We start from the raw sequence: 12,456 nt of genomic DNA on the forward strand, positions 1-12,456 counted from the left end.
GTGGCCGAACAAGCGCCGGGAGTGCGCATCGACGGCCTCACGGTCGTCTACAAGACCCCCGCGGGCGAACTGCCCGCCGTCCGGGACGTCACGCTGACGCTGGAGCCCGGCACGATCACCGGCATCGTCGGCGAGTCCGGCTCGGGCAAGTCCACGCTGGCGTTGTCGCTGCTCAACGCGGTGCAACCGCCGGGCAGGATCGCCGCGGGCAGCGTCGAGATCGACGGCCTCGGCGACGTGACCGGTTTCGCCGGCGAGGAGCTGCGCAAGGCCCGCGGCCGGCACATCGGGTACGTCTTCCAGGCTGCCCAGAACTCGCTCAACCCGCTCAAGACGGTCGGCAAGCAGCTCCTCGACCTGGGCCGCTCGCACGGCGTGGAGGACCTGCGCGGCCTGGTCCGCGAGGCCAAGGAGCTGCTGGGCCGGATGGGCCTGGACGGCGCGCGCGTGCTCGACTCGCACCAGCACGAGCTGTCCGGCGGCATGCGGCAGCGGGTCGGCATCATGCTGGCGCTGGTGCTCAACGCCCACCTGGTGGTGCTCGACGAGCCGACGACCGCCCTGGACATGATCACTCAGGCGAACATCCTGAAGATCGTCCGCGAGGTGCACGCCGAGCGCGGCCTGACCACGCTGGTCATCACGCACGACATCGGCGTCGTGGCCGAGGTGGCCGACCGCCTGGTCGTCATGTACGGCGGCCGCCTGGTCGAGCAGGGCCCCACCCGTGAGGTGCTCGGCTCCCCCAGCCACCCCTACACCAAGGGCCTGATCAAGGCCATCCCCCGGCTCGTGGGCGACATCGCCGAGGCCAGCGCCCTGCCCGGCCGGCCGCCGACGCTGGCCACGGTGCCGAAGGAGGGCTGCGTGTTCAGGGAGCGCTGCGCGCTGCGCATGGACGTGTGCGACACCGTCGACCCGCAGGTCGTGGCGCATGGATCGAGGATCGTGGCCTGCCACGCCGTGACCGTGAAGGAGCACGCGTGATCACCGGGACCGGCATCGTCAAGACGTACAAGCAGCGCGGCAACGTGCTGGCCGGGCGGGAGGTGCGGGCGCTGCGCGGGGTGGACTTCTCCATCCCCAAGGGCGGCGCGGCCTCCTTCATCGGCGAGTCCGGCTGCGGCAAGACCACGCTGGGCCGGATCATCGCCGGGCTGGAGACCTACGACGAGGGCGAGATCGTCATCGGCGACGTGTCCATGTCGGGGATCAAGCAGAAGAGGCGCCAGCCGTACTTCCGCAAGATCCAGATGATCCACCAGGACCCGTACTCGGCGCTCAACCCGACCCGGACCATCCACCAGACGCTGCACGCGCCGCTCAGCCTGCGGGCCGGGCAGACCGGGCGGTCGAAGGAGTGGATCGAGGAGCGGGCCGCCGAGGTGCTGTCGATGGTGGGCCTCGACCCGGGCTCGGTGCTGGCGCGCTACCCGCACCAGCTCTCGGGCGGCATGCGGCAGCGGGTCGTCATCGCCCGCGCGCTGACCGTCGACCCGGAGATGCTGGTCGCCGACGAGGCCGTCTCGATGATCGACGTCTCGCTCCGGCTGGGCATCCTGGCGCTGCTGAAGGACCTGCGCGAGCGGCTGGGCGTGAGCGTGCTGTTCATCACCCACGACGTGGCCACCGCCCGCTACATCGGCGACGACGGCGAGCTCTACGTCATCTACCGCGGCCAGGTCGTCGAGCGCGGCCCGGTGGACACGGTCATCGCCGACCCGGTGCACCCGTACACGCAGTCGCTGCTGTCGGCCATCCCCGTGCTGCACGGCCTGGAGGAGCCCGGCGCGCAGCCGGTGTCGCCGCTGGAGTCGCTGGACGAGAGCAAGGCCGACGAGGGCTGCCTGTTCGCCCGCCGCTGCCCCTTCCGCGGCGAGCGGTGCGCGGGCGAGCGTCCGCTGCTGCAGATCACCGAGGACGTGCCGCAGCAGCACGCGTGCTTCTACCCCGAGCGGCGTGACGTGATCGCGCGCCCGATGAGCGAGGTGTGATGTCGCCCACCGTCCGCGGCGCGGACCTGGCCGAGGCCGCCCGGGTGGCCGCCGCGGCGCTGACCCTGGACGCCCCCGAGGCTCCCGACCTGGTCCGGCGCCTGGCCGAGCCGCCCGCCGGACGCCGCTGGACGGCGCTGGCGACCGACGGCGGGGTGGTGATGACGTCCGTCTCGTCGCAGGATCCCGAGGTCGGGCATGTCGACCTGCTGGCCGTGCACCCCTCGGCCCAGGGCCGCGGGCACGGGCGGGCGCTGGTGCGGGCGGCCGAGGAGTGGCTGCGGGGGCACGGCGTCCGGCAGGCCCGCTTCGCCGGGCACCCGCCCTGCTACGCCTGGCCCGGCATCGACGTGCGCTACACCGCCGCCGCCTGCCTGGCCGAGAGCCTCGGCTACGAGCGTTACCACGTCGCCTGGAACATGACCGCCGACCTGCGGGCCGACCTGTCCGTCGAGGACGACCTGCGGCGGCTGGAGCAGGCGGGCGTGACGGTCAGGGCGGCGGGCGCCGACCGGTCGGCCGTGGCCGCGTTCGTCGAGGAGCACTGGAACGAGCGGTGGGCCTGGGAGGCGTCCAACGCGACCGGCCTGCACTACGCCGAGCGCGACGGGCGCGTCCTGGCCTTCGCCGCCTGGGGGGCGCGGCCGGCCTGGTTCGGCCCGATGGGCACCGCTCCGGACGCCCGCGGGCTCGGCCTCGGCGGGGTGCTGCTGCGCCGGTGCCTGGCCGACCAGCGGGCCGCCGGTCAGAAGAGCGCCCAGATCGGATGGGTGGGGCCGTTGCGGTTCTACTCGCGCGCCGTGGGCGCGCGAGCCGAACGCGTCTTCTGGCTCTACCGGCGCGATCTGGCCTGATGTCAGCTGTAGAGCAGATGTCCTTCGGGACGGCCGGGCGGCGGGCACAGCCCGCGCGGGTCGTCCCCGGCCTCCAGGCGGCGCGTGAGCGCGTCGGAGCCCCAGAGCAGGTCGAGGAACAGGTCCTCGCCCTTCCAGACCAGGTCGTCCGGGTAGAGGACGCGGGCCGTGTGCAGCATCGACAACCCGGTCAGCACCGGTCGGAAGGCCCGCGGGTCGTGCACGTGGAGCTGCACCCCGCGTACGGGGACGCCCGCGTGCTTGTGGAACGTCGGCGTGAACCAGGTGTCCCTGAACCGCACGCCCGGCAGGTCCAGCCCGTTCAGGGCGGCCGCGTAGCGCTCGTCCGCGTACGGCGCCCCGACCAGCTCGAAGGGCCGGGTGGTGCCGCGTCCCTCGGAGAAGTTCGTGCCCTCGAACAACCCGGTGCCCGGGTAGACCAGCGCGGTGTCGGGGGTGGGCATGTTGACCGAGGGCATCACCCAGGGCAGGCCGGTCTCCGCCCAGCCCATGTCCCGCCGCCAGCCCTCCATCGTGACCACCCGCAGGTCGGCGTCGAAGCCGAACAGCGCCGCCAGCTCCCCCGCGGTCCTGCCGTGGCGCACGGGCAGCGGGAAGCGGCCCACGAAGCTGGCGAACGCCGGGTCCAGCAGAGGGCCCTCCTCGACCGTCCCGCCCAGGGGGTTGGGCCGGTCCAGCACCACGAACCGCAGGCCCAGCCGGGCGGCCGAGGCCAGCAGGTCGTACATGGTCCACACGAAGGTGTAGAAGCGGGTTCCCACGTCGGCGATGTCGAAGACCAGCGTGTCCACGCCGGAGGCGGCGACCACGCGGTCCAGGTCGTCACCCGACAGCTCGTGGGTGTCGTGGACCGGCAGTCCTGTCCCGGGGTCCACCGCGTCGCGCTCGCTCGACCCCGCCTGGGCCGTGCCGCGCAGGCCGTGCTCGGGGCCGAACAGCGCGGTCAGCGGCACGCCCGCGGCCAGCAGGGCGTCGGTCGTGGGGGTCAGGTCGGGCAGGACGCCGGTGGGATTGGTGATCAGGCCGAGGCGGGCGCCGCCGGCGAGCGCGGGGTCCGCGGCCAGCCGTTCGGCTCCGGTGCGTACGTATGACATGGATCCATTCTCTGAAAGATATTTACAACTGAGAAGTAAAGGGTGGAAATTAGCGTCATGATTGATCCGCTGCCCGAGCTGTCCACCGAGCAGAGCGATCCCCGCTACAGCCAGATCGACCGGCTGCCGACGGAGCAGATCGCCCGACTGATGAACCAGGCCGACGCCGAGGTGCCCGTGGCCGTGGCCGCGGCCGTCCCGGCCATCTCGGCGGCCATCGACGCGATCGCCGCCCGGATGGCCGAGGGAGGCAGGCTCCTGTACGTCGGCGCCGGCACCTCGGGACGCCTGGCCGTGCTCGACGCCAGCGAGTGCCCGCCCACGTTCGGCACCGACCCCTCGCTGGTGCAGGGCGTCATCGCGGGCGGGCCCGAGGCGCTGACCCGGTCGGTCGAGGGCGCGGAGGACGACGCCGAGGCGGGCGCGGCGGCCATGAAGGACCTGGAGGTGGGCGCGCTCGACTCGGTGGTGGGCGTGTCGGCCAGCGGGCGGGCCCCGTTCGTGCTGGGCGCGCTGGCCGAGGCCGCCGGCCGGGGGGCGCTGACGGCCGCGCTGTCGTGCAACACGGGCGCGCCGCTGTCGGCCGCCGCCGAGCACGGGATCGAGGTCGTGGTGGGGCCCGAGGTGGTGGCGGGCTCGACCAGGCTGAAGGCGGGCACGGCGCAGAAGCTCGTGCTCAACATGATCTCGACGATCTCCATGGTCAGGCTGGGCCGGACCTACGGGAACAAGATGATCGAGATGTCGGCGATGAACAGCAAGCTCGCCTCCCGCGCGCTGCGTATGGTGAGCGAGATCACCGGGGCCGACGCCGCGACGGCGGAAGCGGCGCTGGAGGCGGCCGGCGGGCAGGCGAAGACGGCCGTGGTGATGATCCAGCACGGGCTGGACGCCGACGCCGCCCGCGCGCTGCTGGAGTCGCACGGAGAGCGGCTCAGCGACGCGCTCAGCGGCTGACGTCCGGGGCGGGACTCACGAGGACTCACGAGGACTCACGAGGACTCACGAGGACTCACAAGGACTCACAAGGGGGGAACGGGGATGTCGGACCGGCTGGAGCGCCTGCTGGCCAACGCGGTGCCCGAGGTGTGCCCGGCGGCGGTCGCTCTGATCGCGGCGCACGGCACGGTGACCGCCGCCGCGGCGGCCGGCGAACTGGTCAGATACGCCGACGCCGGGCAGGACACCGTACGGGACGTCGGAAAGGACGCCAGGCCGGACGGCCCCCCGGACGGCGGGCGGGACGGGCCGGGGAGGCTCGCCGCCGGACGGCCCCCCGCGCGCCGGGACTCGGTGTTCGACCTGGCCTCGGTCAGCAAGCTCTTCACCACCGCGGTGGTGCTCTCGCTCACCGAGGAGGGCCTGCTCGACCTGGACGAGCCGGTCGCGGCGTGGATCCCCGGGACCGACCCGCGGATCACGTTGCGCCGCCTGCTCACGCACACGGCGGGCCTGACCCCGACCCGCCGCGTCGACCTGGAGCTTCCGCACGCCGGGCCGGACGAGCGCATGGCCGCGATGCTCACCACGCCGGTCACCGGCCCGGTCGGCGGCCCCTACCTCTACAGCGACGTCGGCATGGTGATGGCCGGCCGGATCGCCGAGCTGGCCGCGGCCGCCTCCCTCGAAGCCCTGGTCCGCGCCCGGATCACGGACGTGCTCGGCCTCCCCGGCACCGCCTACCGCCCGCTCCCCGGCCGCGGGCGGGCCGAGCGGGAAGTCGCGACCGGGATTCCGGTCGACCGGGTCGCCGCGACCGAGTTCAAGCCCGAACGTCCGGGCCCCGGCTGCGTGCGCGGCGAGGTGCACGACGAGACCGCCCACGCCCTGGGCGGGGTGGCCGGGCACGCGGGCCTGTTCGCCCCGGCGGACGACCTGCTGGCCTTCGGGGAGGCGCTGCGGCTGGGCGGGGGCCCGATGCTGAGCCCGTCGAGCGTGGCCGAGATGGCCCGCGACCAGGGGGCCGAGGGAGCCGCGTTCCGGCACGGGCTCGGCGTCAGGATCGGCGACCCCGGCATCGTGGGCCCACTGAGCGGCGCGTACGGCCACTCCGGGTTCACCGGGACGTCGCTGGTGGTCGATCCGGCGCGCGGGCTGACCGTGGTGCTGCTGACCAACGCCGTCCATCCGGTGCGCGGGCGGCCGGGGATGCGCGAGCTGCGGTGCGCGGTGGCCGCCGAGGCGCTGCGGCACGTAGCGTGAGTGCATGCCCGTCCAGCTGAACCACACCATCGTCGCCGCCACCGACCGGGACGCCACGGCCGCCTTCCTGGTCGACGTCCTCGGTCTGGAGCCCGCGCCGGTCTACGGCCCGTTCCGCGTCGTGACGCTGGCCAACGACGTCTCGCTCGACGTGATGCGGGCGCCCGGGAAGGTGACTCCCCAGCACTACGCCTTCCTGGTCGGCGAGGAGGAGTTCGACCAGATCTGGGGCCGGATCAGGAGCCGCGGCCTGACGTTCTGGGCCGATCCCGGGCACAGCAGGCCCGGCGAGATCAACACCCACGACGGCGGCCGCGGTCTCTACTGGTCGGGCCCCGACGGGCACAACCTGGAGATCATCACCGTCCCCTACGGCGGTTAGGGCGCCAGCGCCTCCAGGGCCTCCTCGGCGCGGCGCATCGCCTCCTTCGCGTCGGCGGTGACGATCTCCTGGTCGAAGTTGAGGTCGTGGAAGACGTCCGTGACGCCCTCGGCGGCCAGGGCGGCCACGTCCCGCCGGATCTGCTCGTACGTGCCGGTCAGCGGCCGGCGCCCGTCCTCGGCGCCCTCGGGCCGTACCTGCGTGACGCCGCGGCACACGAAGCGGAAGGTGGCCGCGTCCCGCCCGGCGCCGGCGATCGTCTCCTTGATCAGCCCGATCCGGCCCGCGACCGCCGACAGGTCCTCCCTGCTGGAGCTGATCCAGCCGTCGGCCAGCCGCCCGGCCCGGCGCAGCGCGACCTCGGCGGTGCCGCCGAGCAGGATCTGCGGCGGGCCGGGCGCCGGCTTGGGGTCGATGTGCGAGGCCGGCACCCGGTAGAACTCGCCGTCGTGCTCGACCACGTCGTCCGCCCACGCCTTGCGCAGCAGCTCGACGAACTCCTCGCCCCTGCGCCCGCGCCGCTCCATGCCGACGCCCGCGGCCTCGAACTCCTCGGGCACCCAGCCGAGCCCGATCCCGGCGCTGACCCGGCCGCCGGAGACGGTCTGCAGGGTGGCGAGCTGCTTGGCCAGCACGACCGGCTGCACGTACGCGTTGACCACGGCCACGCCGAGCCGGATCGTCCCGGTCACGCCCGACAGGTGCGCCAGAGTGATCAGCGGGTCGTGCACGCTCCGGTAGGTCGGTCCCATGGGATGCCCGACCGGGTACAGCACCCGCTGGAACGTCCAGAGCTCGTGGTAGCCCAGCTCCTCGGCCCGGGCGGCGACGCGACGCATGTTCTCCGGCGTGGCCCACGGCCCTGACTGGGGTACGGCGAAACCGATTCTCATGCCCCCTAGTCTGTACGAGTGGGTCTAGAGGAGGAGCTTGCGGGTATCGCCGCGGCGTACGGCGGCACGGGCGAACCCGTGCGACACCAGACGCGCACCGACGTGGTCGTGTTACGGATGGGCGAGGTGGTGGTCAAGGCCCACTCGGCCCGCGACGAGGTGGAGCCGCTGCGCGCCCGCCTCAGGGCCGCCGCCGCGGCCGCGGTCAACGGCGTGCTGCTGGCCCCGCTGGAGTCCGAGGTGCTGGCGGCGGCGGGCCGCGCGGTCTCCGTCTGGCCGGCCGGCCGCCCGGTCCCCCACGACGATCCCGGGTCCGCCCCCTGGGAGGAGGGCGCGCGGCTGCTGGCCCGGCTGCACGCCGTCCCTTTGACGCTGGTGCCGCCGATGCCGCCCGCCGGGGGCCCGGCGCGGGCCGCCCGCGCGGTGTCCAGGATGAGCGGCGACGGCCCGGTCGAGCAGCTCGTCAGGCACGCGTTCAAGGAGCTGCCCGAGCCCGCCCTCGTGCACGGTCTGCTCACCCACGGTGACTGGCACCTCGGCCAGCTCGTCTGCCGCGACCGGTGGCTGCTCATCGACGTCGACGACCTGGGCGTCGGCGACCCGGCCTGGGACCTGGCGCGACCGGCCGCCTGGTACGCGGCGGGCCTGCTCGAACCGGCCGTCTGGGAGCGGTTCCTCGGCGCCTACCTGGCCTCGGGCGGGCCCGCGCTCGGCCAGGGGGACGATCCCTGGCAACGACTCGACCTGCCGGCCAGGGCGCTGACCGTGCAGCTGGCCGCCGTGGCCGTCCTCAACGCCGAGCGCGAGAACCGGGAACTGGACGAGGTCGAGCATTCGTTAATCGAATCGTGCAGCAGAATCGTCAGAGCGTGACGGGGGCCGCACGCGGTAGGTTTCAGCCTGAGACCCCGGATCCAAGGAGAGCGACTTAGATGCAGTGCCCGAAGTGCCGCGGCAACATGCGGACATATGAGCGCAACGGCGTCCACATCGAGCAGTGCGACAACTGCCGTGGGATCTTCCTCGACTATGGCGAGCTGGAGACCCTGACCCGCATGGAGTCGCAGTACAACGCCGCTCCCCCGCCTCCCGCCCCCGGGCCGGCCTGGGGCGCTCCCCACCACGGCGGCCACCACTACGGCCACCACCGCCAGCGCAGCTGGGTGGGCATGCTGTTCTCGACCTGATCGCCCCGACGGGCGGAAAAGGGCCGCGCCTTCGCGCGGCCCTTTCGTGTGCCCGGGGTCAGCGTGTCTGGGGTCGGCGCTGGGGGTCAGCGCTGGGGGTCAGCTCGGGAAGTCGTCGGGGTTGACGGGCGCGGTGCGGGCGTTGCCGCCGGAGATGGCGTGCAGGGTGACCCGCCAGTCGTGCCAGAGGATCTGGGTGGCGGTGACCGTGGTCTTGAACTTCACCGACTTCTGGAAGCGCTCGAAGCTGCACTGGCGGGTGAAGGACTTGCTCTTGCCGTCCCAGTCCACGCCGTGGGTGAAATAGATCTTGTACGAGCCGTCGGGCACGCCCCTGACCTTGAACTTGGCCCTCTTGCGCACGTACACGCTGAACGTCTTGCTGCCGCCCTTGACCACCGTGACGACGGCGTCGCGGCTGCCGCCGTTGTCGACCTCCAGGGAGCTGCGTCCGCCGAGGGAAGTCCTGCGGATGAACGCACCGTTCTTCAACCGTCTGTTCTGCTTGCCGCCGGCCTTGACGGTGACGATGTCGGCCGGGTAGTCGCCGGCGCCCTGCAGCGCCTCGCCCGCCTTGTTCAGGGCGGTGAGCTTGGTGCCGAGGTCGCTCAGCACGGCCGAGGAGGTGCACAGCTCTCGGCTGCCGACCTTGCCCGCCGTGGAGCCGAGCTCGGCGGCGAAGTCGCGCAGGCTGGTGACGTACGCGTCGTGCTGGGCTCGTACGTCGGCGGGCGGGCTGATCGCGGACAGGGCGTCGGCGGCGCCGCTCAGCGCCTGCTCGGCCTTGTCCACGCGCTGGTTGAGCGACTGGACCCCGCGGGCCCCGGCCAGCCCGTTGATCGCGCCGAGCATCGTCTTGTGCCTGCTGTCGAGCTCGCCCTTGTACGCCTCCGGCGTCAGGGCGCTGACGCTGGGGCCGGCCCCCGTGGTGGGGTCGCCGCCGGGCGCTCCGCCACCCTTGCCGTCCGCCACGCCGCTGACCTTCGGCTCACCGCCGGTCAGCGGTGGAGGGGAGGAGCAGGCGGCGAGCGTCACCGTCGCCAGGGCGAGAACGCAGGAGATCAACCGGGGTGAAGCCACCTGCACCACTATTGCCCGGTTGATCCCCAGACGTCAATTACGATTCGGCCAGTCCCTCATCGCGATCCTGTCGCAGCCACCGGGTGATCCCCAGCGTCTCCAGGAACGGCACGTCATGGCTGGCCACGACGAGCGCGCCCCGGTAGGCCGCCAGCGCCTGGGAGAGCTGCCGCACGCTGGACATGTCCAGGTTGTTGGTCGGCTCGTCCAGCAGGAGGAGCTGCGGCGGCGGATCGGCCGACAGCAGGGCGGCCAGGGTCGCGCGGAAGCGCTCGCCGCCCGACAGCGTGCCCACGGGCCGGTCGGCCCGCCCGCCGCGGAACAGGAAGCGGGCCAGCCGGGCGCGCACCTCGTTGACCGAGGCCGCCGGCGCCACGGCCCGGACGTTGTCCACCACGCTCAGGGCGTCGTCGAGCACGTCGAGCCGCTGCGGCAGGTACCGCACCGGGACGTGCGCGCCGTGCTCGACGATCCTCCTGAGCAGGGTCGTCTTGCCCGATCCGTTGGGCCCGAGCAGCGCGATGCGTTCGGGCCCCCGGATCACCAGCCGGTCCAGCACCTTGAGCCCTTCGCGTCGGGGAGTGCCGTCGGCGCGGTCGGGCGCCGCGGGCCCTTCGCGGCCGTCCGCGCCGTCCGCGCCGTCCGCGCCGTCCGGGTGGTCGAGCGGCAGCGTCAGCAGGGTGCGGCCGGCCGGGACGGCGGTGGCGGGCAGCTCGACGCGGATCTCGGCGTCGTCCCGCACGGCCAGCTCGGCCTCGCTCAGTCTTCCCCTGGCCTCCTCCAGCCGCTCCTGGTGCAGCGCGCGGTGCTTGCCCGCCGACACCTGGGCCTTCATCTTGAGCCCGCCGGCCACGATCTTGGGCACCTTCTTGTTCTCGAACGCCTTCCTCGCGTTGCGCCCACGCCGGTCGAGCCTGGTCCTGGCCTCTATCAGCTCGCGCTGCTGCCGCCGTACCTCGCCCTCGGCGGTCCTGACCGTGCGCTCGGCCGCCTCCTGCTCGGCGGCGACCTGCTCCTCGTAGTCGTCCAGGTTGCCGCCGTACAGGTGCACGGCGGCGTCGCGGAGCTCGGCGATCTGGTCGACGAGCCCGAGCAGCGCCCGGTCGTGGCTGACCACGACCAGCACCCCCGGGTACGCCGAGACCGCGGCGTACAGCCGCCGCCGGGCGTCCAGGTCGAGGTTGTTGGTGGGCTCGTCGAGCAGCAGCACGGCGGGGCGCTTGAGGATCTGCGCGGCCAGCGCGACCATGACGGCCTCGCCGCCCGACAGCGTCGCCACCGTGCGGTCGAGCCCGACGTGGGCGAGGCCGAGCCGGTCGAGTTCGGCGCGCGCGCGTTCCTCGACGTCCCAGTCGTCCCCGATGACGGTGAAGTGCTCCTCGGCGACGTCGCCGCTCTCGACGGCGTGCAGCGCGGCCCGCTTCCCGCTGATCTCCAGCAGGTCGGACACGGTAGCGCTGCCTTCGAGCGGCACGTTCTGCGGCAGGTACCCCACCTCGCCGGTGACCGAGACCGCGCCCGATCCCGGGATCAGCTCCCCGGCAATGACCTTGAGCAGGGTGGACTTGCCCGACCCGTTCGCCCCGAGGAGCCCGGTACGCCCGGCGGGGAAGGCGGCGTCGAGACCGTCGAGCACCATGGTCCCGTCGGGCCAGCCGAAGGACACATGATCGACGACAATGGAAAAAGACATCAGGCGGCTCCCATCACAAAAACCGAAATTTCGTGACTTGGCGGGAACACCGCTGCGCGCGCGACAACCAGGCAGCCGGAGCTGGGAAGACTGGGGCGAAGAGGTCGCCGAGGTCGAGGTGTGCGCGCGACAGAGCCCGTGACCGGGCGGAAAGGCGCGGTGCCCGCGGCCTCAGATCCTCACGTCAACTGCCCCCATGGGTCGGCGATACGACCTGGACATATTACCCGAATCACGACAGCCGGGCAACGCCCCGCGCCCGATGAGCGGCCACGTTGACCCGGTTCGCGCAGGTCAGCGAGCAGAACCGGCGGCGGCCGTTGCGCGAGGTGTCCACGTAGACGGTCTCGCATCCCGTCCGGTCGCAGCGCCCGAGCCGCCGCCCGTCGGAGAAGCACACGGCCATGGCCAGGCCGCCCGCGGTGGTGTCCATGGCCCTGGAGACGATGTCGGCCTCCGTGGAGAAGAAGTGCAGGTGGGGCTCCAGGCCGTCGTGGGTGCTGATGTGCGGCTTCGAGGCGGTGATCTCCAGGAGCTCGTTGATCAGGCCGACCTGGACGCCGAGGTCGGGCTCGCCGAAGACGGGGGCCAGCCGGCGCGCCCAGGCGGCCAGCTCGGCGGCCTGGGCCGGGGTGACGTCCGTGCGCCACATGGCGTTGGCGGTCAGCGTCTCCCGTACGGCGGCCGGGCTGAAGTCGCTCGCGTTGACGAGCGCCGCCGCGAGTTCGGCCCCGTTGCCGCCGTAAGTGTTGAAATGCATAAGGCCATTACATCAGGTTGGAGTCATGCATCACGGAGAGCCGCACGACCCCTTCGCCATGACCCTCGTCTCCTCCCATCGCACCTCCGAGGGCCTGGTCTGCTACCTGCGCTGCGCCTGCGGCGCGTGGGAGGTGCGCACGTCCCGGACGGTCGCGTGCGCCGGCCCGCCCCCGGGCGGCGGCAGGTCGATCACGGCCATCGACTAATGGGACCTACCGGGTCGGCCTCGCTGGCAGACTCGGTGCCTGGTAGCCGCTGGTGAGTGAGCACTCTCGTCGACCGGACTTCGAGTCC

General features: G+C 72.8%; 14 protein-coding genes. 9 read left to right on the forward strand and 5 right to left on the reverse strand.

Annotation, left to right across the window (positions count from 1 at the left end; genetic code table 11):
- Genes ACIHAD_RS16840 through ACIHAD_RS16850 form a run of 3 tightly spaced genes read left to right on the forward strand, consistent with a single transcriptional unit; the run spans position 1 to position 2,848 of the window.
- On the forward strand, positions 1 to 987 hold the full coding sequence (locus ACIHAD_RS16840) for an ABC transporter ATP-binding protein (RefSeq protein WP_397355356.1): 987 nt from the start codon (positions 1 to 3) through the stop codon (positions 985 to 987).
- The gene (locus ACIHAD_RS16845) at positions 984 to 1,994 is read left to right on the forward strand and encodes an ABC transporter ATP-binding protein (protein WP_397355358.1); all 1,011 of its coding nucleotides are present in this window, start codon (positions 984 to 986) and stop codon (positions 1,992 to 1,994) included. The genes ACIHAD_RS16840 and ACIHAD_RS16845 overlap by 4 nt, the downstream gene beginning before the upstream one ends.
- A complete protein-coding gene (locus ACIHAD_RS16850) occupies positions 1,994 to 2,848 on the forward strand; it encodes a GNAT family N-acetyltransferase (RefSeq protein ID WP_397355359.1) in 855 nt (284 codons plus the stop codon). The genes ACIHAD_RS16845 and ACIHAD_RS16850 overlap by 1 nt, the downstream gene beginning before the upstream one ends.
- A gap of 2 nt (positions 2,849 to 2,850) precedes the next feature.
- Here the strand turns inward: ACIHAD_RS16850 and ACIHAD_RS16855 are convergent, their stop codons facing one another.
- Positions 2,851 to 3,963 (reverse strand): exo-beta-N-acetylmuramidase NamZ domain-containing protein, encoded by a 1,113-nt coding sequence (locus ACIHAD_RS16855; RefSeq protein WP_397355360.1) that lies wholly within the window; start codon positions 3,961 to 3,963, stop codon positions 2,851 to 2,853.
- Positions 3,964 to 4,020: 57 nt separating this feature from the next.
- Here ACIHAD_RS16855 and murQ point away from each other — a divergent pair, with 57 nt between their 5' ends.
- From murQ to ACIHAD_RS16870, 3 genes are all read left to right on the forward strand, one after another.
- A complete protein-coding gene (murQ, locus tag ACIHAD_RS16860; RefSeq protein WP_397355361.1) occupies positions 4,021 to 4,920 on the forward strand; it encodes an N-acetylmuramic acid 6-phosphate etherase in 900 nt (299 codons plus the stop codon).
- Positions 4,921 to 5,004: 84 nt separating this feature from the next.
- Positions 5,005 to 6,165: a serine hydrolase domain-containing protein gene (locus ACIHAD_RS16865; protein ID WP_397355362.1), complete on the forward strand. Its 1,161-nt coding sequence runs from the start codon at positions 5,005 to 5,007 to the stop codon at positions 6,163 to 6,165.
- A 4-nt stretch (positions 6,166 to 6,169) separates the two neighbouring features.
- Positions 6,170 to 6,547, forward strand: coding sequence for a VOC family protein (locus tag ACIHAD_RS16870; protein ID WP_397355363.1), 378 nt, complete (start codon positions 6,170 to 6,172; stop codon positions 6,545 to 6,547).
- Here the strand turns inward: ACIHAD_RS16870 and ACIHAD_RS16875 are convergent.
- Positions 6,544 to 7,440: a TIGR03619 family F420-dependent LLM class oxidoreductase gene (locus ACIHAD_RS16875; RefSeq protein ID WP_397355364.1), complete on the reverse strand. Its 897-nt coding sequence runs from the start codon at positions 7,438 to 7,440 to the stop codon at positions 6,544 to 6,546. The genes ACIHAD_RS16870 and ACIHAD_RS16875 overlap by 4 nt on opposite strands.
- An 18-nt stretch (positions 7,441 to 7,458) precedes the next feature.
- On the opposite strand from ACIHAD_RS16875, the gene ACIHAD_RS16880 reads away from it, so the two are divergent.
- Positions 7,459 to 8,313 (forward strand): phosphotransferase family protein, encoded by an 855-nt coding sequence (locus tag ACIHAD_RS16880; RefSeq protein WP_397355365.1) that lies wholly within the window; start codon positions 7,459 to 7,461, stop codon positions 8,311 to 8,313.
- A 59-nt stretch (positions 8,314 to 8,372) separates the two neighbouring features.
- The gene (locus ACIHAD_RS16885) at positions 8,373 to 8,627 is read left to right on the forward strand and encodes a zf-TFIIB domain-containing protein (RefSeq protein ID WP_125638842.1); all 255 of its coding nucleotides are present in this window, start codon (positions 8,373 to 8,375) and stop codon (positions 8,625 to 8,627) included.
- A gap of 99 nt (positions 8,628 to 8,726) precedes the next feature.
- Here ACIHAD_RS16885 and ACIHAD_RS16890 read toward each other — a convergent pair whose 3' ends face one another.
- The 3 genes from ACIHAD_RS16890 to ACIHAD_RS16900 all read right to left on the reverse strand — a co-directional run bounded on the left by ACIHAD_RS16890 (position 8,727) and on the right by ACIHAD_RS16900 (position 12,160).
- Positions 8,727 to 9,707, reverse strand: coding sequence for a hypothetical protein (locus ACIHAD_RS16890; protein ID WP_397355366.1), 981 nt, complete (start codon positions 9,705 to 9,707; stop codon positions 8,727 to 8,729).
- Between the two features lie 37 nt (positions 9,708 to 9,744).
- Positions 9,745 to 11,400 (reverse strand): ABC-F family ATP-binding cassette domain-containing protein, encoded by a 1,656-nt coding sequence (locus ACIHAD_RS16895; RefSeq protein WP_397355367.1) that lies wholly within the window; start codon positions 11,398 to 11,400, stop codon positions 9,745 to 9,747.
- A gap of 232 nt (positions 11,401 to 11,632) precedes the next feature.
- Entirely contained in the window at positions 11,633 to 12,160 is a 528-nt protein-coding gene (locus ACIHAD_RS16900) for a CGNR zinc finger domain-containing protein (RefSeq protein ID WP_397355368.1), read from the reverse strand.
- Between the two features lie 25 nt (positions 12,161 to 12,185).
- Here ACIHAD_RS16900 and ACIHAD_RS16905 point away from each other — a divergent pair, with 25 nt between their 5' ends.
- Positions 12,186 to 12,368 carry a hypothetical protein gene (locus ACIHAD_RS16905; RefSeq protein WP_397355369.1) on the forward strand — a complete coding sequence of 61 codons (183 nt, stop codon included), beginning with the start codon at positions 12,186 to 12,188 and terminating at the stop codon, positions 12,366 to 12,368.
- Positions 12,369 to 12,456: the final 88 nt, after the last annotated feature.

It is taken from the genome of Nonomuraea sp. NPDC052265 (assembly GCF_044547985.1).
Classification (GTDB): domain Bacteria; phylum Actinomycetota; class Actinomycetes; order Streptosporangiales; family Streptosporangiaceae; genus Nonomuraea.